The following is a 24,064-nucleotide window of genomic DNA, read 5'->3' on the forward strand; positions in this document are numbered from 1 at the left end:
TCGGGGAGGACGCTGCACGGTGAGGGAGGACGCGGCGGGATCAGGTCACCTGGTCATCGACGTCGTCAGCGGACGCCGACGAGGTCCACCACGAAGACGAGGGTGGCGCCGGGCTTGATCACGCCGCCGGCACCGCGGTCGCCGTAGGCCTTGTGCGCGGGGATGGTGAGCCGCCGGCGGCCGCCCACCCGCATCCCCTGGATGCCCTCGTCCCAGCCCTGGATGACCATGCCGACGCCCAGGCGGAACTCCAGCGGGTCGCCGCGGTCCCAGGAGGCGTCGAACTGCTCGCCGCCGTCGTGGGTGACGCCGACGTAGTGGGCGCTGACCAGGTCGCCGGCCGTGGCCTCGGGGCCGTCGCCGACGGTGATGTCCTCGATCACCAGGTCGGCGGGCGCGGGGCCGGTGGGCGGCTCGACGTCGGGGCGGGTGGGCTGGGACATCGGTGCTCCTCGGGTCGGCGCCGGGTGGTCCCGACGGGGTCCCGCCCATCCAAACAGCGCGCCGGCGGGGTCGCTCACCGCCCCCCGGAGACGTCGAGCAGGCTGCCGGTGCAGTAGCCGGACTCCTCACCGAGCAGCCACAGCACCGCGGCGGCCACCTCCCCGGGCAGCCCGGCACGGCCCATCGGCACCGTCGGCGCGATCCGGGCGACCCGGTCGGGCTGGCCGCCGCTGGCGTGGATGTCGGTCTCGACGATGCCGGGGCGCACGACGTTGACCCGCACGCCCTCGCCGGCCACCTCGCGGGCCAGGCCGATCCCGAGCGTGTCGACGGCGCCCTTGCTGGCCGCGTAGTCGACGTACTCGCCGGGCGAGCCGAGCCGGCTGGCCGCCGAGGACACCAGCACGACCGACCCGCCGGTCCCGCCGTGCCGGGTGGACATCCGCCGCACCGCCTCCCGGCAGCACAGCACCGCCCCGAGCACGTTGACGGCCAGCACCCGCTGCACCCGCTCGGCGGTGAGCTCGTCGACCCGTGCCCGCGGCGCGACGACGCCGGCGTTGGCGACCAGGCCGGTCAGCGGGCCGAGCCGCTCGGCGGCGGCGAACGCGGCGAGGACGTCGTCCTCCACCGCGACGTCGGCCCGGACGGCGAGCCCGGGGCGCCCGGCGGCCTGCACGTCGGCGACGACGGCGGCGGCCGCGGCCTCGTCGTCGCGGTAGGTGAGGACGACCGACCAGCCCGCGGCCGCGGCGGCGCGCGCGGTGGCCGCGCCGATCCCGCGGCTCCCGCCGGTCACGAGCAGCACACCGGGAGGCACGGTCGGCGACCGTAGCGCGCAGGTGCGGGTGGCGGTGCGACGTGCTGGGCTGGGCCCGTGCCCGACCCGTCGCCGTGGTGGACCCGTGCCGTCGTCTACCAGGTCTACCCGCGCTCGTTCCAGGACTCCGACGGCGACGGGATCGGCGACCTCGGCGGCATCCTGCAGCGGGTCGACCACCTCGCCGACCTCGGCGTCGACGTCGTCTGGCTCTCGCCGGTCTACCCCTCGCCGCAGGCCGACAACGGCTACGACATCAGCGACTACCAGGGCGTCGACCCGCTGTTCGGCAGCCTGGAGCAGCTCGACGGGGTGATCGCGGCGCTGCACGAGCGCGGCATCCGGCTGGTGATGGACCTGGTGGTCAACCACACCAGCGACGAGCACCCGTGGTTCGTCGAGAGCCGGTCCTCGCCGGACTCGCCCAAGCGGGACTGGTACTGGTGGCGGCCGCCGCGCGACGGCATGGCACCGGGGCAGCCGGGCGCGGAGCCGACCAACTGGCACTCGTTCTTCTCCGGCCCCACCTGGGAGCTCGACGAGGCGAGCGGCGAGTACTTCCTGCACCTGTTCGCCGCCAAGCAGCCCGATCTGAACTGGGAGAACCCCGAGGTCCGGCACGCGGTCCACGCGATGATGCGCTGGTGGCTCGACCGCGGGGTCGACGGCTTCCGCATGGACGTCATCAACATGATCAGCAAGGCCGTCGCCCCGGACGGCTCGCTGCCCGACGGCCCGCCGCTGCCGGGCCTGCCCCACGGCGACGGGACGGCGCACTTCCTCAACGGCCCGCGCATCCACGAGTACCTGCAGGAGATGCACCGCGAGGTGTTCGCCGGCCACCCCGAACCGCTGCTGCTGGTCGGGGAGATGCCCGGCGTGACGATCGAGCAGGCGCGGCTCTACACCGACCCCGCGCGGGCCGAGGTGGACATGGTGTTCCAGTTCGAGCACGTCCAGCTCGACTTCGACGGCGACAAGTGGAACCCCCGGCCGCTGCGGATGCGCGACCTCAAGGCGTCGCTGGGCCGCTGGCAGGCCGGGCTGGCCGACGTCGGGTGGAACTCCCTGTACTGGGACAACCACGACCAGCCGCGCGCGGTGTCCCGCTTCGGCGACGACTCGCCGCAGTACCGGCGGGACTCGGCGACCTGCCTGGCCACCCTGCTGCACCTGCACCGCGGGACGCCCTACGTCTACCAGGGCGAGGAGCTCGGGATGGCCAACTTCCCGTTCACCGCGCTCGAGCAGTTCCGCGACGTCGAGTCGCTCAACCACCACGTGCAGGCGGTGTCGCACGGCGCCGACGCCGACGAGGTGCTGGCCGCGATGCGCCGGATGAGCCGGGACAACGCCCGCACGCCGGTGCAGTGGGACGCCTCGCCGAACGCCGGGTTCACCACCGGGACGCCGTGGATCGCGGTCAACCCCGACCACGTCGAGTGGAACGCCCAGGCCCAGCGGTCGGACCCGGACTCGGTGTTCGCCCACCACCGGCGGCTGATCGCGCTGCGGCACGAGGACCCGGTGGTCGCGCTGGGTGACTTCAGCATGCTGCTGCCGGAGCACGACGAGGTCTACGCCTTCACCCGCTCCCTCGACGGCCGGACGCTGCTCGTCGTGTGCAACCTGAGCGCGACGCCGCAGCCGCTGGCCGGGCTGCTGCCGGAGGCGGTGGCCGCGGAGGTCGTCCTCGGGAACCTGCCCGAGGACGACCCCGCGGTCCTGCGCCCCTGGGAGGCGAGAGTCCTGCGCCTGCCGTAGGCAGTCCGTCCCGCTCCTCGGCCCCGTCCCGGGTCCCGCCCCGAGCCTGCGAGGGGTGCGGAGGACGGGGTCCTTCGTCAGGCCGGCTCGCCGACCCGCTCGCCCTCGTCCTCGGGGAGCACGTCGAGCGGGTGGGCGAGCTCGTCGGCCGGCAGCCGCCAGGCCAGGACGGCGAGCACCGCGAGCACGGGCGGCACCAGCCCGGCGAGCAGGAACGTGCCGGTCAGGCCCACCGACTGGCTGACCGGCCCGGCCAGCGCCATCGACAGCGGCATGAACGCCAGCGAGACGAAGAAGTCCAGGCTGGACACCCGTCCCAGCAGCGCCGGTGGCACCCGCCGCTGCAGCAGCGTGCCCCAGATGACCGTGCCGGCCTCGAACGCCGCCCCGAGGAGCGCCGCCGCCGCGATCATCGGCCACAGCTGCGACGTCGCCCCGAACACGACCAGCGGCACGCAGCCGGCGCCCCACAACAGGTTCATCACCGTGAGGTAGCGGCGCGGCAGCCGCAGCGAGGCGACGACGGCCGAGCCGACCGCACCGCCGATGCCGAACGCGGCCAGCACCCAGGCGTGCTCGGCGGGACCGCCGCCGGCCCGGTCGCGCACCGCGAAGGGCACCAGCACCTCGAACGGGCCCATGATCAGCAGCACCATCAGCGAGGCGAACAGCAGCGTGGCCAGCAGCCACGGCGTCCGGACCATGTAGGCCACGCCCTCGCGGACGTCGGCCAGCAGCCCGGGACGCTCCCCCTCCCGGCGGACCGGCAGCGTCGGCAGCGCCGCCACGCAGGCGGCCGCGGCGGCCGAGGTCAGCGCCGTCGCCAGCAGCGCCGCACCGGGTGAGAAGAGGGCCACCAGCAGGCCGCCGGCCGCGGGGCCCGCGGCCATCGCCAGCGCCGGGCGGACGACGCCCTCGAGGCCGTTGGCCGCCAGCAGCTCGCCGGGCGGGACGACCCCGGGCACCAGCGCGGAGTAGGCCGGGTAGTACAGGCCCGTCGCGATCCCGCCGGCCAGCGCCGCCGCGGCCAGCGGCCCGAGCGCGAGCGCACCGGCCAGCGACAGCAGGGCGACCGTGCCGACCGCCACCGTCTGCAGCAGCGCGACGCCGAGCAGGATCCGTCGCTGCGGCACCCGGTCGGCCAGCGCGCCGCCGAGCAGGGTGCTCGCCAGCATCCCGGCGGCCTGCAGGGCGGTGGCCAGCGACAGCGCGCCCGGCCCGCCGCCGAGCTCGACGACCTGCCAGACCAGCGCCACGGTCCACAGTCCCTGCGCGAACAGCGACAGGCCCATGGACGAGGCCAGCAGGCGGTAGTCGCGGGAACGCAGGGGCGCGAGTGCGCGCGGCAGCGTGGCCATCTCCCCCTCCGTCGTCGGCGGGCGCACCGTCGCGCCCGGACCCCATGCTCGCGGAGGGCACCGACAGGAGGCACGCGGTTATCCGGAGGAGAGCAGGAACGGTCGGCGGCTAGGGTCCGGCAGCCGTGGGGGGACTGGTCGAGACGCTGCTGCCGGCGCGGATGGGGACCCCGTTCCGCTGGCTGGTCGCCTCCTCGTGGGTGAGCAACCTCGGCGACGGGGTGGCGGTCGCGGCCGGGCCCCTGCTCGTGGCCGGGCTGACCCGCGACCCGCTGGTCGTGGCGCTGGCGGCGCTGCTGCAGCAGCTGCCGTGGCTGCTGTTCGGCCTGCACGCCGGGGTGCTCGCCGACCGGGTGGACCGCCGGGCGCTGGTGGTCGCCGTCGACCTCGCGCGCGCCGGCGTGCTCGCCGTCCTCGTCCTCGCGCTGGCCACGGGCGACGTCGGCATCCCCGCCGTCCTGGCCGCGCTGTTCGTGCTGGGGACCGCCGAGGTGTTCGCCGACACCGCGGCCGGGACGCTGCTGCCGATGGTCGTGCCGCGCGCCGACCTGGGTACCGGGAACGCGCGGATGACCGCCGGGACGCTGACGATGAACCAGCTGGCCGGGCCGGCCGTCGGGGGCGTGCTGTTCGTGGCCGGCGCCGCGTGGCCGTTCCTCGCCCAGGCGGTGCTGGTGGCGCTCGGGGCGGTGCTGGTCTCGCGCGTGCGGCTGCCGGTGGTCCAGCGCCCGGCCCAGCGGGCGACCGTGCGCCGCGACGTCGCCGAGGGGCTGCGCTGGACGTGGGGCCACCCCGCCGTCCGCACGCTGACGCTCACCATCGTGCTGTTCAACGTCACCTACGGGGCGGCGTGGTCGGTGCTGGTGCTCTACGCCGACCAGCGGCTGGGGCTGGGTGCGGCGGGGTTCGGCCTGCTCACCACCGTGGTCGCCGTCGGCGGCATGGCGGGGACGGCGTCCTACGACTGGCTGGAGCGGCACGTCGGGCTGGCGCACCTCATGCGGGTCGGGCTGGTGATCGAGACGCTGACCCACCTCGTGCTCGCGCTCACCCGCACGCCGTGGGTGGCGATGGCGGCGCTGGCCGTCTTCGGCGCGCACGCGTTCGTGTGGGGGACGACGTCGCGCACGGTGCGGATGCGCGCCGTGCCGGCCGGCCTGCAGGGGCGGGTGGGCAGCCTCTACGCGATGGGGGTGTTCGGCGGCATCCTGGTCGGCCAGGCACTCGGCGGGGTGATCGCCCGCGTCTGGGGCGTGACCGGCCCGTTCTGGTTCGCCTTCGCCGGCTCCGCCGTCCTGGTGACCGTGCTGTGGCGCGAGCTCGGGCACGTCGCCCACGCCGACGCCGAGGCCCTGGCCGCACCCGGGGCCTCCTCCCGGTGAGTCGTGCTCTGCCCACACCTGTGGGCAGAGCACGACTCGCCACCGGACCCCATCGGGAGGACAGCTCACAATACCTTCACAGATCTCACACCAGTGTGGTAGGAAGTGCGCATGGCCGTCCCCGACCGACTCGACGTGACGCTGCGGCTGGTGCGCAACGCCGGCCGCGCCTCGCTGGCCGACCTGGCGGCGCGGCTGGGCGTCTCGGAGATGACGGTGCGCCGCGACCTCGACGCGCTGCAGGCCCGCGGCCTGGTCGAGCGGGTGCGCGGCGGCGCGGTCGCCGTCGCCGAGCCGGAGAGCGCCGCCGGGTTCACCGCCCGCGCGGGCTGGCAGGCCGGGCTCAAGGAGCGGATCGGCCGGGCGGCGGCCGCCCGGGTCGAGCCGGGCGCCACCGTGCTGCTCGACGCCGGGACGACGACGGTGCACGTCGCCCGGGCGCTGGCCGACCGCGCCGCCGCGGGCGAGGGCCCGTTCACGGTCGCGGTCGTGAGCCTGCCGGTGGCCGACGCGCTGGCCGACCGGCCCGGCGTCCGGCTGCTGGTGGTCGGCGGGGAGGCGCGCCCGGGCGAGCGCAGCCTCGCCGGCCCGCTGACCGCCGCAGTGCTGCGGCAGCTGACCGTCGACCTGTTCGTCATGTCGATCGGCGCGGTCGACGCCCGGGCGGGCTGGTCGGAGTTCACCCTCGAGGACGCCGCGGTCAAGCAGCTCGGCCTCCAGCAGGCCCGCGACACCCTCGTCGTCGCCGACGCCTCGAAGCTCGGCGTCCGCGCCTTCGCCTCGGTGGCCCCGCTGGACGCGGTCGGCCGCCTGGTCACGGACGGCAGCGCCCGCGACCCCCAGCTCACCCCCGCGGCGCAGGAGACCCTCGCCGCGCTCGACGACGCCGGCGTGGAGGTCGACTTCGTGTGAACGAGCCCCTGATGATCCTGGTCGCCGGCCCCTACCGCGGCGGCACCGGCGACGACCCGGAGCGGATCGCGGCCAACCACCGCGCCATCCAGCAGGCCTGCCTGCAGCTGTTCCGCGCCGGCCACCTCGCCGTCAACGGGGAAGACCTCGCGTTGCCGCTGGCCGAGCTGGCCGGGTCGACGCGGGTGGGCGACGCCGCGTTCGACGAGGTCTTCCACCCGATGGGCCGGCGGCTGGTGGCCCGCGTCGACGCCGTGCTGCGGCTGCCCGGCGCCTCGGCGGGGTCCGACGAGATGGTGGCGCTGGCCCGGGCCCGCGGCGCGGCGGTCTACACCAGCCTCGACGAGGTGCCGGCGGTGACGGAGTGACCGGCGTCCTCGGCGTCGACGTCCCGGACGCGCGGGGGCGGACCGGGCTGGACCGCGCCGGGCGCGACCTCACCGGCAACCCCGACGTCGTCGTCCGCGACGTGGAGCTGCTCTCCAGCTCCTGGTACGTCAACCGGCGGACGACGTTCGAGCGGCGCGGCCGCGACGGCGTCTGGCGCACCGAGCAGCGCGAGACCCACGACCGCGGCAACGGCGCGACGGTGCTGCTGTACGACACCGACCGCGGCACCGTGCTGCTCACCCGCCAGTTCCGCCTCCCCGCCTACGTCAACGGCTCCCCCGACGGGCTGCTGGTCGAGACCGCCGCCGGGCTGCTCGACGAGCAGGACGCCGAGTCCGCCGTCCGCCGGGAGGCCGAGGAGGAGCTCGGCGTCGCCGTCGGGCCGCTGTCCCGGCTGCCCGACCTCTTCATGAGCCCCGGCTCGGTGACCGAGCGGCTGGCGTTCTTCGCCGGGCCCTACACCCCCGCCGACCGGGTGTCGGCCGGGGGCGGGCTGGCCGAGGAGGGCGAGGACATCGAGGTCCTCGAGCTCTCGTTCGACGAGGCGCTGGCCTGGGTCGACGACGGCCGCATCGCCGACGCCAAGACGGTCCTGCTGCTGCAGTGGGCGGCGCTGCGCGGCCCGTTCTCGGCGCGCCGTCCCTCAGCGGGTGCCGCGCTCGCGGGCCAGCGCCGCGTAGTGCTCGACGAGTGACGCGTCGTCGACCGCCCCGGGGTTGACCGCCTTCTCCGGCGCCACGCCCTGGAACAGCCGCTTGAGCGGCACCTCCAGCCGCTTGCCGGTGCGGGTGTGCGGGACGCCGGGCACGACGAGCACCTCGTCGGGCACGTGCCGCGGGCTGGCCTGGCTGCGGATGGCGGCGCGGATCCGGTCGCGCAGCTCGTCGGTGAGGTCCGCACCCGGCGCGAGCTGCACGAACAGCGGCATCCAGTAGCCGCCGTCGCGCTGCTCCACGCCGAGGACGACGCAGTCGAGCACCTCCGGCACCGACTCGACGGCGGCGTAGATGTCGGCGGTGCCCATGCGCACGCCCCCGCGGTTGAGGGTGGAGTCCGACCGGCCGGTGATCAGGCAGGTGCCGCGCTCGGTGACCTCCATCCAGTCTCCGTGCCGCCACACGCCCGGCCAGGGCTCGAAGTAGGCCTCGCGGTAGCGGGTGCCGTCGGGGTCGTTCCAGAAGTACAGCGGCATCGACGGCATCGGCTCGGTGATGACGAGCTCGCCCAGCTCGCCGACCACCGGCCGGCCCTCCTCGTCCCAGGCGGCCGCGGCGACGCCGAGCATCGGCCGCTGCAGCTCCCCGGCGGTCACCGGCAGCAGCAGCGTGCTGCCGACGAACCCGGTGGCGACGTCGGTGCCGCCCGACACCGAGGCGAGGAACACGTCGCGCTTCACCGCGTCGTACACCCAGTGGAACGCCGACGCCGGCAGCGGCGACCCGGTGGAGCCGATCGTCCGCAGCGCCGAGAGGTCGTGGGTGTCCCCCGGGCGGATCCCGGCCTTCTCGCAGGCGGTGAGGTAGCCGGCGCTGGTGCCCAGGTAGGTGATCCCGGTGCGCGCGGCGAGGGCGAACTGCGCGTCGACCGAGGGGTACGCCGGGGCGCCGTCGTGCACCACCACGGTCGCGCCGCGCAGCAGCGCCGAGGTGGCGATGTTCCACATGATCCAGGCGGTGGAGGCGTACCAGTAGAACCGGTCGCCGGGGCCGACGTCGCCGTGCAGGCCCAGCTGCTTGTGCTCCTCGAGGACGACGGCGCCGTGGCCGTGCACGATCCCCTTGGGCAGCCCGGTGGTGCCCGAGGAGTAGACGATCCACAGCGGGTGGTCGAAGGGCAGCGCCTCGAACTGCGGCTCCTGCTCGTCGGCGACGGCGTCGGCCCAGGACAGCGCGCCGTCGGGCACCTCCTGCTCGAACAACCGGGGGACGGCGACCGTCGTCCGCACGCTCGGCAGCGCTGCCCGGAGCTCGGCGACGACGTCGCGCCGGTCGTACTCGCGGCCGTTGAACCGGTACCCGTCGACGGCGACCAGCACGGTCGGCTCGATCTGGGCGAACCGGTCGAGGACGGCGCGGGTGCCGAAGTCGGGCGCGCACGACGACCAGACCGCGCCGATGCTCGCCGCCCCGAGGAAGGCCACCACCGCCTCGGGCACGTTGGGCAGGTAGCCCGCCACCCGGTCGCCCCGCCGCACGCCGAGCCGGCGCAGCGTCGCGGCGAACGCGCCGACCTGCCCGCACAGCCGCCCCCAGGACACCTCGACGGGCTCGGCGTCCTCGGCCACCGCGACCAGCGCGGGGTGCTCGTCGGTGGCGTGGCGCAGCGCCTGCTCGGCGAAGTTGACCGTCGTGCCGGGGAACCACTCGGCGCCGGGCATCTCGCGGCGGGTGAGCACCCGGTCGTCGGGGACGCGCGGGAGGACCCCCGACCAAACGGCGACGTCGGCCCAGAACTGGTCGGGGTGCTCGACCGACCAGCGCCAGATCGCGTCGTAGTCGGTCGGGTCGAGGTCGAGCCCCCGCCGCTCGGCCGCCTCCCGGGCGAAGGAGGCCAGCCGGGTGGCCTCCGCGCTCTCGCGGGTGGGCTGCCAGAGCACCGGGGCGGCGGTCGGGTCGGCGGTCACGGTCGCACCCTGCCACCGCGCCGCGCCCCACGCCTCTGCGACCATCGACGCGTGACCGAGCCCGAGCGCAACGTGCTGGGCGGCGAGCTGCAGCCGTGCGGCACGGAGCCGCTGACGGGCTTCTACCGCGACGGCACCTGCAGCACGGGCCCCGACGACCTGGGCAGCCACACCGTGTGCACGGTCGTCTCCCAGGAGTTCCTCGCCCTGCAGCAGGAGCTGGGCAACGACCTCACCACGCCGAGGCCGGAGTTCGGCTTCCCCGGCCTGCGGCCCGGCGACCGCTGGTGCGTGGTGGCCGCGCGCTGGCTGCAGGCCTACCGGGCGGGCGCGGCGGCCGGCGTCGTGCTGGCGGCCACCAACGCGCGGGCGCTCGACGTCGTCCCGCTGGCCGCGCTGCGCCAGCACGCCGTCGACGTGCCCGACGACGTCAGCAGCCTCGAGTGACCACGAGCGAGAGGACCCCCGTGACCGACCTGCTCGACCAGCCGCTCTCGACCCTGCAGGGCGAGGCGACCACCCTCGGCGCGCTCACCGGCGGCGGCCCCGCCCTGGTCGTGAACGTGGCCAGCCGCTGCGGCCTGACGCCGCAGTACACCCAGCTCGAGCAGCTGCAGCAGGAGTACGGGCCGCGCGGGTTCACCGTGGTCGGCGTGCCGTGCAACCAGTTCGCCGGGCAGGAGCCGGGCACCGCCGAGGAGATCGCCGGGTTCTGCTCGGCCACCTACGGCGTCAGCTTCCCGATGACCGAGAAGCTCGAGGTCAACGGCGCGGGCGCGCACCCGGTGTTCCGGCAGCTGACCGCGGCGCCCGACGCCTCCGGTGCGGCCGGCGACGTGCAGTGGAACTTCGAGAAGTTCCTCGTCGACGGCGACGGCGCGGTGGTGGCGCGGTTCCGCCCGACCACCGACCCCGGCGCCCCCGAGGTCCGGACGGCGATCGAGGCGCTCCTCCCCCGCTGACCTCCCGCTCCCCGGGCGGGTTCCGCCCGTTCCGGGCCCGATCGGACCCGGGGAGCACGGAGCGCGCCCGCAGAGCGGTCCCGCGCACCCGGCGGGAGCATGGGGACATGGCCGACCTGCACTTCTACTTCGACCCCGTCTGCCCGTTCGCCTGGCTGACCAGCAGGTGGGTCCGCACGGTCGCCGCGCAGCGCGAGTACGACGTCGACTGGCGGTTCGTCTCGCTGCGGCTGCTCAACGCGCACGTCGACTACGACGCCCACTTCCCGCCCGAGTACGAGGCCGGGCACACCGCGGGACTGCACCTGCTGCGGGTCGCCGCCCGCACGCGGGAGGAGCACGGGCGCCCCGCGGTCGGCCGGCTCTACGAGGCGATGGGCCGGCACGTGTTCGAGGACCCCGCCGGCCAGCCGCCGCCGGAGCGGGCCACCGGCCGCGAGTTCCTCGGCACGGTGCTCGCCGAGGCCGGCCTGCCCGCCGACCTGGCCGCCGCCGTGGACGACGACGCGTGGGACGACGCCATCCGGGCCGAGACCGACGAGGCGCTCGGCCTCACCGGCCGCGACGTCGGGACGCCGATCCTGCACTTCCGGCCGCCGGAGGGGGTGGCCTTCTTCGGCCCGGTCATCAGCCGGCCGCCGACCGCGGAGCAGGCCGTGGAGCTGTGGGACCACGTCGTCGGGCTGGCCCGCTTCCCCGGGTTCGCCGAGCTCAAGCGCAGCCTGCGCGAGCGCCCCCAGCTGCCCGCGTTCGGCGCCACCGGCGACGAGGTCGGCGTCCAGGAGGACTGGCACCAGGGCAGCCGCCGCCTGAAGCACTGACGCAGTGCCGGGTAAGGTGAGCCTCACCGAACCCGACCGTCCGGAGCCGCCGGTGTCCGTCCCCAGCGCGACCCGCGCCGCCGCGGCGACCCCGCCTGGTGCGATCCCCGCCGGCCGGACCGCGCGCACCCGCCGCCGGCTCCTCGGCCTGCTCGCCCTCGTCGTCCTGCTGGTCGCGGCCTGCGCGGCGAGCATCGCCGTCGGCAGCCGCCCGATCGGCCTGGGCACGGTCTGGGAGGTCCTCACCGACCGCTCGCTGCGCACCGAGGAGGCGGTGATCCTGTGGGACCTGCGGGTCCCGCGCACCGTGCTCGGCGTGCTGGTCGGCGCCGCCCTCGGCGTCTCCGGCGCCCTCGTCCAGGGCCACACCCGCAACCCGCTGGGCGACCCCGGGCTGCTCGGCATCACCGCCGGCGCCTCGTTCGCCGTCGTGCTGGCGATCACGCTGCTCGGCGTCGGCACCCCGGCCGGGTACGTGTGGTTCGCCTTCGCCGGGGCGCTGGCCGGCACCGTCGCCGTCCACGTCCTCGGCTCGGCCGGCCGGGGCGGGCCCACCCCGGTCACCCTCGCGCTCGCCGGCTCCGCGCTGAGCGCGCTGCTGTTCGCCCTGGTCCGCGCGGTGCTGGTCAGCGACTCGAACTCCCTCGACGCCTTCCGCTTCTGGGTGGTCGGCGCCCTGGCCGGCCGCGGCGCCGACGTCGCCTGGCAGGTGGCGCCGTTCATCGCGGCCGGGCTGGTGCTCGCGCTGCTCAACGCGCCGGCGCTGGACCTGCTCGGCATGGGTGAGGACGTCGCCCGCGGCCTCGGCCAGCGCGTGTGGCTCGCCCGGCTTGTCGGCCTGGGCGCGGTCACCCTGCTGGCCGGCGCCGCCACCGCCGCCTGCGGCCCGATCGCCTTCGTCGGCCTGGTCGTGCCGCACGCCGTCCGGGCGTTCACCGGGCCGGCGCACCGCTGGCTGGTGCCCTGCGCCGGTCTGCTCGGCGCCGTGCTGCTGCTCACCGCCGACGTCGTCGGCCGGGTGGTCGCCCGGCCCGGCGAGCTGCAGGTCGGCATCGTGCTCGCGCTCGTCGGCGGGCCGGCGTTCGTGGCGCTGGTGCGCCGCCGGCGGACGGCGGCCGGCCTGTGACCGCCGGCGCCCTGGCGCGGACGGCGCCGCCCGACCCCGGCGGACGCCCGGGCGGGCGGGCGGTCAGCGTCCGGGTGGGCCCGGCCTCGGCGCGCTTCCGGTGGCGCTCGGTCGTCGTCCCGCTGGTGGCGGCGGCCGCCGTGGTGCTGCTCGGCGCCCTGAGCCTGGGCCGCGGCGACTACCCCATCGGCCTCGGGGACGTGCTGCGCACCCTGGCCGGCGCGGGCACCGGGGGCCAGGCGTTCGTCGTGCTGGAGCTGCGCGCCCCGCGGACCGTCGTCGGCGCGCTGGTGGGGCTGGCCCTCGGCCTGGCCGGGGCGCTGTTCCAGACCTTCGCGCGCAACCCGCTGGCTTCCCCCGACGTCCTCGGCATCACCCAGGGGGCCTCGGTGGGCGCGGTCGCGGCCATCGTGCTCGGCGGCGGCACCTCCACCGGCGCCCTCCTCGGCGGGCTCGGCGTCCCGCTCGCCGCCCTGCTCGGCGCCCTCGTCGTCGGCGCGCTGCTGTTCGTGCTGGCCTGGCGCGCGGGCATCGACGGCTACCGGCTCGTCCTGGTCGGCATCGCGCTGTGGTCGGTGGCCCAGGCGCTCACCGACTGGCTGCTCACCCGCGCCGAGGTCTACGACGCCGCGGCGGCCTACGTCTGGATCACCGGCTCGCTCAACGCGCGCACCTGGGACCAGGCCGCGCCGCTGGCCCTCTCGCTGCTCGTCCTGGTCCCGCTCGCGCTCGCCGCGGGCCGGGTGCTCGGCGCGCTGCAGTTCGGCGACGACACGGCCCGCGGGCTCGGCGTCCGGCTGGCCGCCGCCCAGGGCGCCGTGGTCGTCGTCGCCGTCCTGCTGGTGGCGACGGCGGTGGCCGCGGCCGGGCCGATCGCCTTCGTCGCGCTCGTCGTCCCGCAGGTCGCCGTCCGGCTGACCGGCGGCTCCCGGCCGCCGCTGCTCGCCTCGGGCCTGCTCGGCGCGGCGCTGGTCGTCGGCGCCGACCTGCTCACCCGGACCGTCCTGCCCCAGGCGCTGCCCGTCGGCATCCTCACCGCCGCCGTCGGCGCGCCCTACCTGCTCTGGCTGCTCGTCCGCGGGAGGCGGACCACCGCATGACCTCCACCGAGACCGCGCCCGTGCCCGCACCGGCGGCCGACCGACCGGTGCGCCTGGCCGCCGAGTCGGTCAGCCTCGCCTACGACGACCGGGTCGTCGTCCGCGACCTGGACCTGTCGCTGACCGACGGCTCCTTCACCGCGATCGTCGGGCCCAACGGCTGCGGCAAGTCCACCCTGCTGCGGGCGCTGGGCCGGCTGCTGCGCCCGCAGGCGGGGCAGGTGCTGCTCGACGGCCGCTCGATCGCCCGGACACCGACCCGCGAGGTGGCCCGCGTCCTGGGCCTGCTGCCGCAGACGCCGCTGGCGCCGGCCGGCCTCACCGTCGCCGACCTGGTGGCCCGCGGCCGGCACCCGCACCAGAGCTGGCTGCGGCAGTGGTCGCGCGAGGACGAGGCGGCCGTGGCCGAGGCGATGGCCTGGACCGACCTGGGCGGGCTGGCCGACCGCCCGGTCGACGAGCTCTCCGGTGGGCAGCGGCAGCGGGCCTGGATCTCGATGGCGCTGGCGCAGGGGACCGACCTGCTGCTGCTCGACGAGCCGACCACCTACCTGGACCTCTCCCACCAGATCGACGTCCTGGAGCTGGTGACCCGACTGCACGCCGAGCGCGGGCGCACCGTGGTCGTCGTGCTGCACGACCTCAACCTCGCCGCCCGCTACGCGCAGCGGCTGGTGGCCATGCGCGACGGCGTCCTGGTGGCCTCGGGGACGCCGCACGAGGTGCTCACCGAGCGGCTGCTGGCCGACGTGTTCGACCTCGAGGCCCGCGTGGTGCCCGACCCGGTGGCCGGCACCCCGATGGTGGTCCCGGTCCGCCGCCTGCCCCGCTAGTTCTCCGCGACGCCCTCGCGCCAGTAGCCCATGAAGGCGACCGAGCGGCGGTCGACGCCGAGGTCGCCGACCAGGTGCCGGCGCAGCCGCTTGACCACCCCGGCCTCACCGGCCAGCCAGGCGTAGCAGCCGGCCCCGGCCGCGGGGTCCTCCGGCACCTCCCACAGCAGCCCGGTGTCGAGGTCGACGTCCTCCGGCGCCGGGGCGGGCGCGGCGGCGACGCCGAGGTCGACCAGCGCGGCGTGCACCGCGGGCACGAGCAGCTCCCCGCGCGGCCGGCCGGAGCGGAACAGCCAGTGCACGGTCACGCCCTCGGGCAGCACCAGGTTCTGCGCGTCGCCGGGCCCGGGGACCTCGAGGACGGCCACGGCGCGGCGCCCCGGCACCGGGGGCAGCGACTCCAGGACGGCGGACACCGCGGGCACCGCCGTCTCGTCGCCGACCAGCAGCAGGCAGATCGCGGTGGCCGGCGGCGCCCACTCGACGCCCCACGCGCGGCCGCGGCCGGGCCGGTCGGGGCCCATGAGCACGACCGGGTCGCCGGGCCGGGCCGCGGCGGCCCAGGTGGCGGCCGGGCCGGCGTGCCCGTCGTCCACCCCGTGCAGGACGACGTCGAGGTCGACCTCGGCCTGCTCGGGCCGGGCCGCCCGCACGGTGTAGGTGCGCAGCACCGGGCGCCGCCCGTCGGGCAGGGCGCAGTACGCCGGGTACCACTCCCCGCCGGCGGCCTGGAGCTCGGCCAGGGCCGCCGGGTCGGGGGCGAGCACCAGCTTGACCCGCTGGTCGTCGCCGGCGACCCCGAAGCCGCCCAGCTGCGGGCCGGTCAGCGTGATGCGGACCGTGCTCGGGCCGAGCGGGCGCACCCGGGCGACGACGGTGTCGAAGAAGAGCCACTGCGGCAGCTCGGCCACCGCGCGGGGCGCCACGCTCGTCGTCACACCGGTCTCCGTTCGCCAGGGACGGCCCGTGCGGACCGCAAGTAAGGCAAGGCTAACCTCTGCCGCACCGGCGGGGAACCCCGCCCCCGACCCGCGAGGAGATCCCGTGTCCCGACCCACGCGCCCGATCGGCGCCTCCCTCGCGCTGGCGACCGTGCTCGCCGCCAGCGCCTGCTCCGGCGGCGGGAGCGAGGCGGAGGCCGCGTCCGGCGGACCGGGCTGGTCGTTCACCGACGACGTGGGCACCACCGTGGAGCTCGACGCGCGGCCCGAGCGGGTGGCCGGCCTCAACGACGTCGCCTCGTCGCTGTGGAACCTCGGCATCGCGCCGGTGGCCACGTTCGGGCAGACCTCCGCCGCCGACGACGTGCAGTTCGAGGGCCGCGACCTCTCCGGCGTCGAGGTCGTCGGCGAGAGCTACGGCCAGCTCGACCTGGAGGCACTAGCCGCGGCCGACCCCGACCTGGTCGTCACCACCGTCTACCCGGTCGACGCCGAGGGGACCCTGGACGACACCCAGCCCCTCTACGGCTTCGAGTCCCTCGAGCAGCAGGAGCAGGTGGCGCGGATCGCGCCGATCGTGGCGATCGCCTGGCGCGGCTCGGCCGCCGAGGTCATCGAGCGCACCAACGAGCTCGCCGCGGCCCTCGGCGCGGACCTCGACGGCGCGGAGGCGACCGCCGCCCGGGAGGACTACGCGGCGGCGTCGGCGGCGCTCACCGAGGCGGCGTCCTCCGGCGTCACCGTGCTGCCGGTGGCCGCCTACCCCGACGAGGGCTTCTACCTGGCCAAGGCCCCCGACGACCCGTCGCTGCGGCTGTACTCCGAGCTCGGCGTGCGGTTCCTCGACCCGGGCGGCGAGGGGTACTTCTGGCAGACGGCGAGCTGGGAGCAGGTGCCGCAGTACCGCAGCGACGTGCTCCTGTACTCGCTGCGCGGGGCCATGACGCCCGAGGAGATGGCCGGCCAGCCCACCTACGGGCTGCTGCCCGCCGCGCAGGCCGGGCAGGTGCACCCGTGGGAGTACGTCGGCATGGACTGGGCCGCCCAGGCCCGCTACATGGAACGCCTGGCCGGCTGGCTGGCCGAGGCCCAGAAGGTCAGCTAACGCGACAGCGGCGCCGGCGTCTCGGGGACGGGCGCCGGCGCCGGCCCGGCGGCACGGGTCCGCGCGGTCTGGGCGAGCGCGATCCCGGTGAGGACGACGAGGCCGCCGGCCACCTGCCAGCCGCTGAGCACCTGCTCGAGCCAGAGCCAGGCGACACCTGCGGCGAACACCGGCTCCACGGTGGCCACCAGGCCTGCGGTGGTGGGCGGCAGGTGGCGCAGCGCCGCGATCGACAGCCAGAACGGCGTGATCGCGCCGAGCACGACGATCCACAGCACCAGCAGCCACAGCGGCAGGGTCAGCGAGCCGAGGGAGACCGGCACCCGCTCGCCGAGCACACCGGCGTCGAAACGGGCGGTGAACGGCGCGACGACGGCCCAGAACAGCCCGGCGGCCACGAACGTCCAGGTGGTCAGCGCGACCGGGTCGCGGGTCGCCGTCCCCCGCTCGCCCATCAGGTAGTAGGTGGCCAGGCACACGGCCGCGGCCAGGCCCGCGCCGACGCCGACCGGGTCGAGCGACCCGCCGCCCTGCCAGACCTGCGCCACCAGGACCAGCCCGGCCAGCGACAGCCCGAGTGCCAGCCAGATGCGCGGCCGCACCGGCTCCCGGCGCACCAGGCGGACCCACAGCGCGATCCCGATCGGCGCGGTCATCTCGAACACCAGCGCGATGCCCACCGGGAGGCGGCCGATCGCGACGAAGTAGAGGAACTGGGTGAGGGCCACGCCCACCACGCCGAAGACGGCGAGGAAGGGCACCTCGCGCCAGGTCAGCCGCAGCCGCCGCGGCGAGACCAGCGCCAGCGCGGCCAGCAGCCCCACCGCCGCCCCGCCGCAGCGCAGGGCCGTCAGCCAGGTCGGCGGGATGCCGGCCTGCAGCGCGAGCGTGGAGACGGTGCCGTTGACGGCGAACAGCCCGGCCGCCGCCACGGTGGTCAGGTAGCCGACGGCGGGACGGCGGGTGTGCGGCACCCGTCCGACTGTAGCGGTCGTAGTCAGCTACGACACCTACCGGCCACACCCGGCCCGTCGTCGGCGCGGCCGACACCACAGTCGGCGTGCGGGTGGCGTGCAGCCGGGGCGGGCACCCTCGACGGCGTGACCGAGCTCCGACCGCCGTGGTCCCCGCGCCGCCGCCGCACGCTGGGCTGGCTGGCCGGCGGCGCCGTCGTCCTCGGTATCGCGGCGCTGGTGCTGCCCGCGCAGTTCGGGGTGACCGCGGCGTTCCTGGCCGCACTGTGCGGGTTCCTCTTCGTGGCCGCGCTGGTGCTGTTCTTCGCCGTCCCCGGGCCGGACACGACCGGCACGCTGCTGCGCTCCTCCCCGCTGGCCGGGGCGGTCACCGTCGTGGCCGTGCTGCTCTGGCTGTCCACGGAGGGCCAGCCGCTGCGCTGGATCTGGGCGGCGGCCGCCGCCGGCGGGCTGGTCTGGGTGGCCACGGCGCTGTGGCTCACCCGGCGCGGCTGACCCCGGGAGCCGTCCCGCCCGGCCCCTGGGCAGACTGCCCGGCGTGCAGCTGCCCGCCGCGTTCTACCTGCCCGACGGCGACGGCCTGGTCGCCACCGCGCTGACCATCGGCCCGTGGGACCCGGGCCTGCAGCACGCCGGGCCGCCCGCCGCGCTGCTGGCGCGGGAGGCCGAGCGGGTGAGCGGGATATCCGGCGGGCAGACGGTGCGGCTGGCCTACGACGTCCTCGGGCCGGTGCCGGTGGGCCCGGTGCGGGTGGCCGCCCGGGTGCTGCGCCCGGGGCGGCGCATCGAGCTGGTCGAGGCGACGCTGGAGGCCGGTGGCCGGACCGCCATGCGGCTGACGGCGTGGCGGGTGCGGACGGCGGACAGCGCGGACACCGCGAGCCCGGCGGTCCCGCACCCGGTGGGCCCGGAGGACAGCGCGCCGGCGCAGTTCTCCGCCTTCCGCGAGGAGGTCGCCTACCACCGGTCGCTGGAGTGGCGGGCCGCCACCGGCTCGCTGGGCGAGGCCGGGCCCGCGGCCGCCTGGACCCGGCCGCTGTGCACCCTGGTCGAGGGCGAGCCGATCACACCGCTGCAGCACCTGCTGGTGATGACCGACGCGGCCAGCGGCATCTCCGCCGAGCTGGACTGGTCGCGGGCCACCTTCGCCAACGTCGACCTCGTCGTCGCGCTGTTCCGGCAGCCGGCCGGCGAGTGGCTGGGCATGGACGCCGCGACCACCCTCGGCCCCACCGGGGTCGGGCAGTGCGCCGCCGACCTCCACGACACCCGGGGGCGCCTCGGCCGCTCGCTGGCGTCGCTGTTCGTCGAGCCGCGCTGAGCGCCCTGCCGGGCACAGCCGGTTGGATGGGGGGCGACCCGCACCCGAGGGGAGGACCGGACCTGCCATGGGGCCGCTGACCGACCTGCTCGACTGGCTCGCCGGCCGGGGCCTGGAGATCGTGCTGATCATCCTGGGCTCGGTGCTGCTCGCCCGCTTCATCACCTGGGTGGGCGGCCGGATCACCGCCCGCATCGACGCCCGCTCCACCGGCGGTGACGTGCTGGTGCGCTCCGAGGCGGCCAAGCACCGCCACTCGCTGACCCAGGTGATCACCTGGTCGCTGATCGTGCTGGTCTACGCGGTCGCCGTCTTCTACGTGCTCGACAAGCTCGGCGTCCCGGTCACCGGGCTGGTCGCCCCGGCCACCGTGATCGGCGTCGGCCTGGGCTTCGGCGCGCAGCGCATCGTCGGCGACGTGCTGGCCGGGTTCTTCCTCATCACCGAGCGGCAGTACGGGTTCGGCGACGTCGTCTCGATCCAGGTCGTCGGCGGGGGCGACCCGGCCGACGGCACCGTCGAGGACGTCACGCTGCGGGTCACCCGGCTGCGCTCCGCCGACGGCGAGGTGATCACCCTCCCGAACGGGCAGATCGTCAAGGTCGTCAACCTCTCCCGCGACTGGGCCCGCGCGGTGGTCGACGTCCCGGTGCCGACGACGGCCGACGTCACCCGGGTCAACGAGATCCTCCGCGACGTCGGCAGGCAGGCGTTCGCCGACGCCGGGCTGCGGCGGCTGCTGCTCGACGAGCCCAGCGTCATGGGCGTGGAGAGCATCGACCTCGAGCAGGTCAACGTCCGGGTGGTCGCGCGCACGCTGCCCGGGCGGCAGTTCGAGGTCGGCCGCGACCTGCGCGCCCGCATCGTGCTGGCCTTCCGCCGCGCCGGGCTGACCCTCACCCCCGCCCCGCCGCCGGAGCCGGCCGCGCCGGCGGCGCCCTCCAAGCAGGGGGCGCAGTGACCGTCCCCGGTACCCCGCGCCCCGACGAGGAGCGGTCCGCGGGCGGTGACCCCGCCGCCCGGGGCCGCTTCGGCCTGACCCGCCGCCCGCGGGTGCCGGGGCACATCGGCCGGGCCCGCACCTCGACCGTGGTGCTGGTGGTGCTCTTCCTCGGCCTGGGCCTGCTGCACCTCTACGTCCGCCCCGAGTCGGTGTCCCCGGCGGGCGACCCCGGCACGCCCGTCGTCACCACCCCGGCGCCGGCACCGGGGACGACGCCGGGGCCGGCGACCACCGCGCCGGCCACGACTCCCGAGGCGCCGGTGACCGACGAGCCCACGACGACCGCGCCGACGACGGACGGGACCTCCCCTGAGGAGGACACCACCGGACCGACGACCACCACGCCGGTGCCCACGACGGCACCGGCGCCCGCGCCGACGACGGCCGACACGCCCGAGCCGACGACGAGCGCCCCGACGAGCTGACCCCCTGCCGGACCTGCCCGGCGTCCCGCTAGGGTCGGCGCAGGCTCCTGAGCGACAGCGCGAAGTACCTGGCTGGCTGTCCGGCAACCTCCTCCTCCGTCTGAGGTGCTCCCAGGGGAAGAGCCGGCCGTGCGGCGACCGCCGTGCGGCAAGGACGGAGCACCTGTGCGCCGCAGGTCCTCCGGACGAGAGGAGACGGCGCGTTGACCGACCCGAAGAGCTGGAGTTTCGAGACCCGGCAGATCCACGCCGGCACCAGCCCCGACCCGACGACGGGCGCCCGGGCGCTGCCCATCTACGCCACGACGGCCTACCAGTTCCGCGACAGCCAGCACGCCGCGGACCTGTTCGCCCTGGCGGAGATGGGCAACATCTACACGCGGATCATGAACCCGACGCAGGACGCCCTCGAGCAGCGGGTGGCCTCCCTGGAGGGCGGCGTCGCGGCGCTGGCCGTGGCGAGCGGGCAGTCGGCGACGACGCTGGCGATCCTCAACGTCGCCGAGGCCGGCAGCCACGTCGTCGCCTCCGCGTCGCTCTACGGCGGCACGTACAACCTGCTGCACCACTCGATGCCCAAGCTCGGCGTCGAGGTGTCCTTCGTCGAGGACCCCGACGACCCCGAGGCCTGGCAGGCCCTGGTCCGCGAGAACACCAGGGCGTTCTTCGGCGAGAGCATCGGCAACCCGAAGGGCGACGTCCTCGACGTCTCCGCGGTGGCGGAGGTGGCCCACCGCAACGGCGTCCCGCTGATCGTGGACAACACGATCGCCACGCCGTTCCTCGAGCGCCCGCTGGAGCACGGCGCCGACGTCGTCGTCCACTCGGCGACCAAGTACCTCGGCGGTCACGGCACCGCGATCGCGGGGGTCATCGTCGACGGCGGCGGGTTCGACTGGCGCAGCGGCCGGTTCCCCGGCTTCACCACGCCCGACCCGACCTACCACGGCGTGGTCTACGCCGACCTCGGCGCCCCGGCCTACGCGCTCAAGGCCCGTGTCCAGCTGCTGCGCGACCTGGGCCCGGCGATCTCGCCGTTCAACGCGTTCCTCGTCGTGCAGGGCATCGAGACGCTGTCGCTGCGGATGGAGCGGCACGTGCAGAACACCCTCCGCGTCGCCGAGTTCCTCGAGGCGCACGACGAGGTCGACCGGGTGAACTACCCGGGACTGCCCTCCTCCCCGTGGCACGCCGCGCAGCAGCGCTACGCCCCGCGGGGCGCCGGCGCGGTGCTGACCTTCGAGCTGCACGGCGGCCGCGCGGCGGGACAGCGGTTCGTCGAGGCCCTGGAGCTGCACAGCCACGTGGCCAACATCGGCGACGTCCGCAGCCTGGTCATCCACCCGGCCTCGACCACCCACTCCCAGCTCACCGAGGAGGAGCAGTTGACCACCGGCGTCACGCCGGGGCTGGTCCGCCTGGCCGTGGGCCTGGAGGGGATCGAGGACATCCTGGCCGACCTCGAGGCCGGGTTCCGCGCCGCCAAGGGGGCCTGAGGTGACGGGGGTGCGGGACGCGCCGGCGTCCCGCACCCCGCCGCGCACCGGCGGGTGGCGCGACGGCGACCCCGTCGGGCACCGGCTGTTCCTCGACCTCGACGGACCGGTCCACCTCGAGCGCGGCGGGGTGCTGCCCGGCGTCCGGGTCGCCTACGAGACCTGGGGCGAGCTCGCCCCCGACGGCGGCAACGCGGTGCTGGTCGAGCACGCGCTCACCGGCGACAGCCACGTCACCGGCCCCGCGGGCCCCGGCCACCCGACGCCGGGCTGGTGGGCGTCGCTGGTGGGCCCGGGCGCGCCGCTGGACACCGACCGGCTGTTCGTCGTCTGCGCCAACGTCCTCGGCGGCTGCCAGGGGACGACGGGGCCGTCGTCGACCGCGCCCGACGGCCGGCCGTGGGGGCCGCGGTTCCCCGAGGTGACGGTGGCCGACCAGGTGCTGGTCGAGGCCGCGCTGGCCGACGCGCTGGGCGTGCGCCGCTGGGCCGCGGTGATCGGCGGGTCGATGGGCGGCATGCGGGCGCTGGAGTGGGCCGTGGCGCTGCCCGACCGGGTGGCCGGGCTGTTCTTCCTCGCCTCGGGGGCCGCGGTCACCGCCGACCAGCTGGGCACCCAGACCACCCAGCAGGCCGCCGTCCGCGCCGACCCGGTCGCCGGCCTCGGCATCGCCCGGCGGATCGCCCACCTCACCTACCGCAGCGCGTTCGAGCTCGAGGAGCGGTTCGGCACGACCGTGCAGGCCGACGGCCGGTTCGCCGTCGCCTCCTACCTGGAGCACCACGCCGACAAGCTGGCCCGCCGCTTCGACCCGGGCAGCTACGTGGTGCTCACCGAGGCGATGAACACCTGGGACGTCGGCCGCGGCCGCGGCGGGGTGGAGGCCGCGCTGGCCCGGGTGACCGCGCGGGCGGTCGTCGCCGGGGTGGACAGCGACCGGCTCTACCCGCTGGCGCTGCAGCAGCGGGTCGCCGACGCGCTCGGGGTGCCGCTGCAGGTGGTGTCCTCGCCGTACGGGCACGACGGCTTCCTCGTGGAGGCCGACGCGGTGGGCGCGCTGGTGCGCGGGCTGCTCGGCACCTGACCCTCCCCCGTCGAGATCGCGCGATCTCGCACGTCCCGGTGCCCCCGCGCGTGCGAGATCACGCGATCTCGACAGACTGGCGGGGTGAGCGACGACGACCTCGACGCCCTGCGGCTGTCCTGCGACCGGGCGCTGAGCGGGCACGGCCCGGTGCGCGCCGACGCCCTGCTGGCCACGATCCCGCCCGACACCGCGGTGGACCGCTACGGCGCCGGCGGCGTGGTGGCCGAGCTGGAGGCCGAGGTGGCCACGCTGCTGGACAAGCCCGCCGCGGTGTACCTGCCCAGCGGCACGATGGCCCAGCAGGCGGCGCTGCGGGTGCACGCCGGGCGCACCCTGCGGCGCACCGTGGTCGCCCACCCCCAGTGCCACCTGTTCCAGCACGAGGGCGGCGCGCTGGAGCGGCTGCACGGCCTGGTCCCCCGCCCGGTCGGCGACCGCGACCGGCTGCTGCTGCGCGCCGACCTCGACGCCGTCGCCGAGTCACCGGCCGCGCTCGTGGTCGAGCTGCCGCAGCGCGACCTCGGCGGGCAGCTGCCGCCGTGGGACGACGTCGTCGAGCAGGTGGCCTGGGCGCACGACGTGCACTCGGTGGCCCACCTCGACGGCGCCCGGCTGTGGGAGGCCTCGGCGGGCTACGACCTGCCGCCGGCGGACCTCGCCGCGCCCTTCGACACCGTCTACGTCAGCTTCTACAAGGGCATCGGCGCGCTGGCCGGGTGCTGCCTGGCCGGCCCGGCCGACCACGTCGCCGAGGTGCGCGAGTGGCGGCACCGGCTCGGCGGCACCCTGTTCGGCCTCTGGCCCGGCGCGGCCTCGGCGCTGACCTGCCTGCGCGAGCGGCTGCCGCGGATGCCCGAGTACCTGCAGCGGGCCCGGGAGGTGGCCGACGCCGTCCGCAGCCTGCCCGGCGTGCGGGTGGTCCCCGACCCGCCGCAGACGCCGATGCTGCACCTGCTGCTGGCGACCACCCCGGACGCCTTCCGCGCCGCCGCGCGCGCCCTGGCCGAGGAGGGGCTGTGGACCTGGCCCTCCCCCGCGACCACCGGCGACCCGGGCGTGCTCCGGGTGGAGCTCGGGGTGGGCGACGCGACGACGGCGCTGCCGGTCGAGGAGGTCCGCGCCGCCGTCGCCCGCCTGGCCGGCGCCGTCTGAGTGGTGAGGTGCTGGAACGGCCACC

The 24,064-nt window shown here is 76.2% G+C and carries 25 protein-coding genes and 1 riboswitch; of the genes, 19 read left to right on the plus strand and 6 right to left on the minus strand.

Going from position 1 to position 24,064, the window contains the following annotated elements:
• Positions 1-65 precede the first annotated feature (65 nt).
• Entirely contained in the window at positions 66-443 is a 378-nt protein-coding gene (locus tag BLQ97_RS04410; RefSeq protein ID WP_091363467.1) for an FKBP-type peptidyl-prolyl cis-trans isomerase, read from the minus strand.
• A 74-nt stretch (positions 444-517) separates the two neighbouring features.
• Complete coding sequence (locus BLQ97_RS04415; protein ID WP_245691797.1) at positions 518-1,264, minus strand: SDR family oxidoreductase; 747 nt, start codon at positions 1,262-1,264, stop codon at positions 518-520.
• 57 nt (positions 1,265-1,321) lie between these two features.
• On the opposite strand from BLQ97_RS04415, the gene BLQ97_RS04420 reads away from it, so the two are divergent.
• Positions 1,322-3,028 (plus strand): alpha-glucosidase, encoded by a 1,707-nt coding sequence (locus BLQ97_RS04420; RefSeq protein ID WP_091363472.1) that lies wholly within the window; start codon positions 1,322-1,324, stop codon positions 3,026-3,028.
• 77 nt (positions 3,029-3,105) lie between these two features.
• Here the strand turns inward: BLQ97_RS04420 and BLQ97_RS04425 are convergent, their stop codons facing one another.
• Entirely contained in the window at positions 3,106-4,386 is a 1,281-nt protein-coding gene (locus BLQ97_RS04425) for an MFS transporter (protein ID WP_091363474.1), read from the minus strand.
• A 125-nt stretch (positions 4,387-4,511) separates the two neighbouring features.
• Here BLQ97_RS04425 and BLQ97_RS04430 point away from each other — a divergent pair, with 125 nt between their 5' ends.
• The 4 genes from BLQ97_RS04430 to BLQ97_RS04445 all read left to right on the plus strand — a co-directional run bounded on the left by BLQ97_RS04430 (position 4,512) and on the right by BLQ97_RS04445 (position 7,764).
• Positions 4,512-5,768: an MFS transporter gene (locus tag BLQ97_RS04430; RefSeq protein WP_091363476.1), complete on the plus strand. Its 1,257-nt coding sequence runs from the start codon at positions 4,512-4,514 to the stop codon at positions 5,766-5,768.
• Positions 5,769-5,879: 111 nt separating this feature from the next.
• Complete coding sequence (locus BLQ97_RS04435; protein ID WP_091363958.1) at positions 5,880-6,680, plus strand: DeoR/GlpR family DNA-binding transcription regulator; 801 nt, start codon at positions 5,880-5,882, stop codon at positions 6,678-6,680.
• Complete coding sequence (locus BLQ97_RS04440; protein WP_245691799.1) at positions 6,677-7,048, plus strand: DUF4406 domain-containing protein; 372 nt, start codon at positions 6,677-6,679, stop codon at positions 7,046-7,048. Before BLQ97_RS04435 ends, BLQ97_RS04440 begins: the two co-directional genes overlap by 4 nt.
• Positions 7,045-7,764: an NUDIX domain-containing protein gene (locus BLQ97_RS04445; RefSeq protein WP_091363479.1), complete on the plus strand. Its 720-nt coding sequence runs from the start codon at positions 7,045-7,047 to the stop codon at positions 7,762-7,764. Before BLQ97_RS04440 ends, BLQ97_RS04445 begins: the two co-directional genes overlap by 4 nt.
• Here BLQ97_RS04445 and BLQ97_RS04450 read toward each other — a convergent pair.
• Entirely contained in the window at positions 7,714-9,693 is a 1,980-nt protein-coding gene (locus tag BLQ97_RS04450; protein WP_217637029.1) for an acetoacetate--CoA ligase, read from the minus strand. The two genes, BLQ97_RS04445 and BLQ97_RS04450, sit on opposite strands and share 51 nt — an antisense overlap.
• Positions 9,694-9,744: 51 nt before the next feature.
• On the opposite strand from BLQ97_RS04450, the gene BLQ97_RS04455 reads away from it, so the two are divergent.
• From BLQ97_RS04455 to BLQ97_RS04480, 6 genes are all read left to right on the plus strand, one after another.
• The gene (locus BLQ97_RS04455) at positions 9,745-10,140 is read left to right on the plus strand and encodes a DUF2237 family protein (protein WP_091363484.1); all 396 of its coding nucleotides are present in this window, start codon (positions 9,745-9,747) and stop codon (positions 10,138-10,140) included.
• Between the two features lie 20 nt (positions 10,141-10,160).
• The gene (locus tag BLQ97_RS04460; RefSeq protein WP_091363486.1) at positions 10,161-10,655 is read left to right on the plus strand and encodes a glutathione peroxidase; all 495 of its coding nucleotides are present in this window, start codon (positions 10,161-10,163) and stop codon (positions 10,653-10,655) included.
• 107 nt (positions 10,656-10,762) lie between these two features.
• Positions 10,763-11,476, plus strand: coding sequence for a mycothiol-dependent nitroreductase Rv2466c family protein (locus BLQ97_RS04465; protein WP_091363488.1), 714 nt, complete (start codon positions 10,763-10,765; stop codon positions 11,474-11,476).
• 52 nt (positions 11,477-11,528) lie between these two features.
• Positions 11,529-12,602 (plus strand): FecCD family ABC transporter permease, encoded by a 1,074-nt coding sequence (locus BLQ97_RS04470; protein WP_091363491.1) that lies wholly within the window; start codon positions 11,529-11,531, stop codon positions 12,600-12,602.
• The gene (locus BLQ97_RS04475) at positions 12,599-13,702 is read left to right on the plus strand and encodes a FecCD family ABC transporter permease (protein ID WP_281181362.1); all 1,104 of its coding nucleotides are present in this window, start codon (positions 12,599-12,601) and stop codon (positions 13,700-13,702) included. The genes BLQ97_RS04470 and BLQ97_RS04475 overlap by 4 nt, the downstream gene beginning before the upstream one ends.
• On the plus strand, positions 13,699-14,535 hold the full coding sequence (locus tag BLQ97_RS04480) for an ABC transporter ATP-binding protein (RefSeq protein ID WP_091363493.1): 837 nt from the start codon (positions 13,699-13,701) through the stop codon (positions 14,533-14,535). The genes BLQ97_RS04475 and BLQ97_RS04480 overlap by 4 nt, the downstream gene beginning before the upstream one ends.
• Here BLQ97_RS04480 and BLQ97_RS04485 read toward each other — a convergent pair.
• Positions 14,532-15,473, minus strand: a complete 942-nt coding sequence (locus BLQ97_RS04485) for a siderophore-interacting protein (protein WP_217637030.1) — start codon at positions 15,471-15,473, stop codon at positions 14,532-14,534. The two genes, BLQ97_RS04480 and BLQ97_RS04485, sit on opposite strands and share 4 nt — an antisense overlap.
• Before the next feature lie 106 nt (positions 15,474-15,579).
• On the opposite strand from BLQ97_RS04485, the gene BLQ97_RS04490 reads away from it, so the two are divergent.
• Positions 15,580-16,581, plus strand: a complete 1,002-nt coding sequence (locus BLQ97_RS04490; protein ID WP_217637031.1) for an ABC transporter substrate-binding protein — start codon at positions 15,580-15,582, stop codon at positions 16,579-16,581.
• Here the strand turns inward: BLQ97_RS04490 and BLQ97_RS04495 are convergent.
• Positions 16,578-17,555, minus strand: a complete 978-nt coding sequence (locus BLQ97_RS04495; protein WP_091363495.1) for an EamA family transporter — start codon at positions 17,553-17,555, stop codon at positions 16,578-16,580. The genes BLQ97_RS04490 and BLQ97_RS04495 overlap by 4 nt on opposite strands.
• Positions 17,556-17,681: 126 nt before the next feature.
• Between BLQ97_RS04495 and BLQ97_RS04500 the strand changes: the two genes are divergently transcribed.
• From BLQ97_RS04500 to BLQ97_RS04530, 7 genes are all read left to right on the plus strand, one after another.
• Positions 17,682-18,050, plus strand: a complete 369-nt coding sequence (locus BLQ97_RS04500; RefSeq protein WP_091363497.1) for a hypothetical protein — start codon at positions 17,682-17,684, stop codon at positions 18,048-18,050.
• Positions 18,051-18,093: 43 nt separating this feature from the next.
• Positions 18,094-18,876, plus strand: a complete 783-nt coding sequence (locus BLQ97_RS04505) for a thioesterase family protein (RefSeq protein ID WP_091363498.1) — start codon at positions 18,094-18,096, stop codon at positions 18,874-18,876.
• Between the two features lie 67 nt (positions 18,877-18,943).
• Entirely contained in the window at positions 18,944-19,837 is an 894-nt protein-coding gene (locus BLQ97_RS04510; protein ID WP_091363500.1) for a mechanosensitive ion channel family protein, read from the plus strand.
• Positions 19,834-20,304: an Rv3103c transmembrane domain-containing protein gene (locus tag BLQ97_RS04515; protein WP_091363501.1), complete on the plus strand. Its 471-nt coding sequence runs from the start codon at positions 19,834-19,836 to the stop codon at positions 20,302-20,304. Before BLQ97_RS04510 ends, BLQ97_RS04515 begins: the two co-directional genes overlap by 4 nt.
• 43 nt (positions 20,305-20,347) lie before the next feature.
• Positions 20,348-20,465: riboswitch (SAM riboswitch) on the plus strand.
• A 42-nt stretch (positions 20,466-20,507) separates the two neighbouring features.
• Complete coding sequence (locus tag BLQ97_RS04520) at positions 20,508-21,800, plus strand: bifunctional o-acetylhomoserine/o-acetylserine sulfhydrylase (RefSeq protein WP_091363503.1); 1,293 nt, start codon at positions 20,508-20,510, stop codon at positions 21,798-21,800.
• 1 nt (position 21,801) lies between these two features.
• Positions 21,802-22,884, plus strand: a complete 1,083-nt coding sequence (gene metX, locus BLQ97_RS04525; protein ID WP_245691801.1) for a homoserine O-acetyltransferase MetX — start codon at positions 21,802-21,804, stop codon at positions 22,882-22,884.
• Between the two features lie 84 nt (positions 22,885-22,968).
• On the plus strand, positions 22,969-24,039 hold the full coding sequence (locus tag BLQ97_RS04530) for a threonine aldolase family protein (RefSeq protein WP_091363506.1): 1,071 nt from the start codon (positions 22,969-22,971) through the stop codon (positions 24,037-24,039).
• Positions 24,040-24,064: the final 25 nt, after the last annotated feature.

The sequence above is a fragment of the Geodermatophilus telluris genome, assembly GCF_900102745.1.
Lineage (GTDB): Bacteria > Actinomycetota > Actinomycetes > Mycobacteriales > Geodermatophilaceae > Geodermatophilus > Geodermatophilus telluris.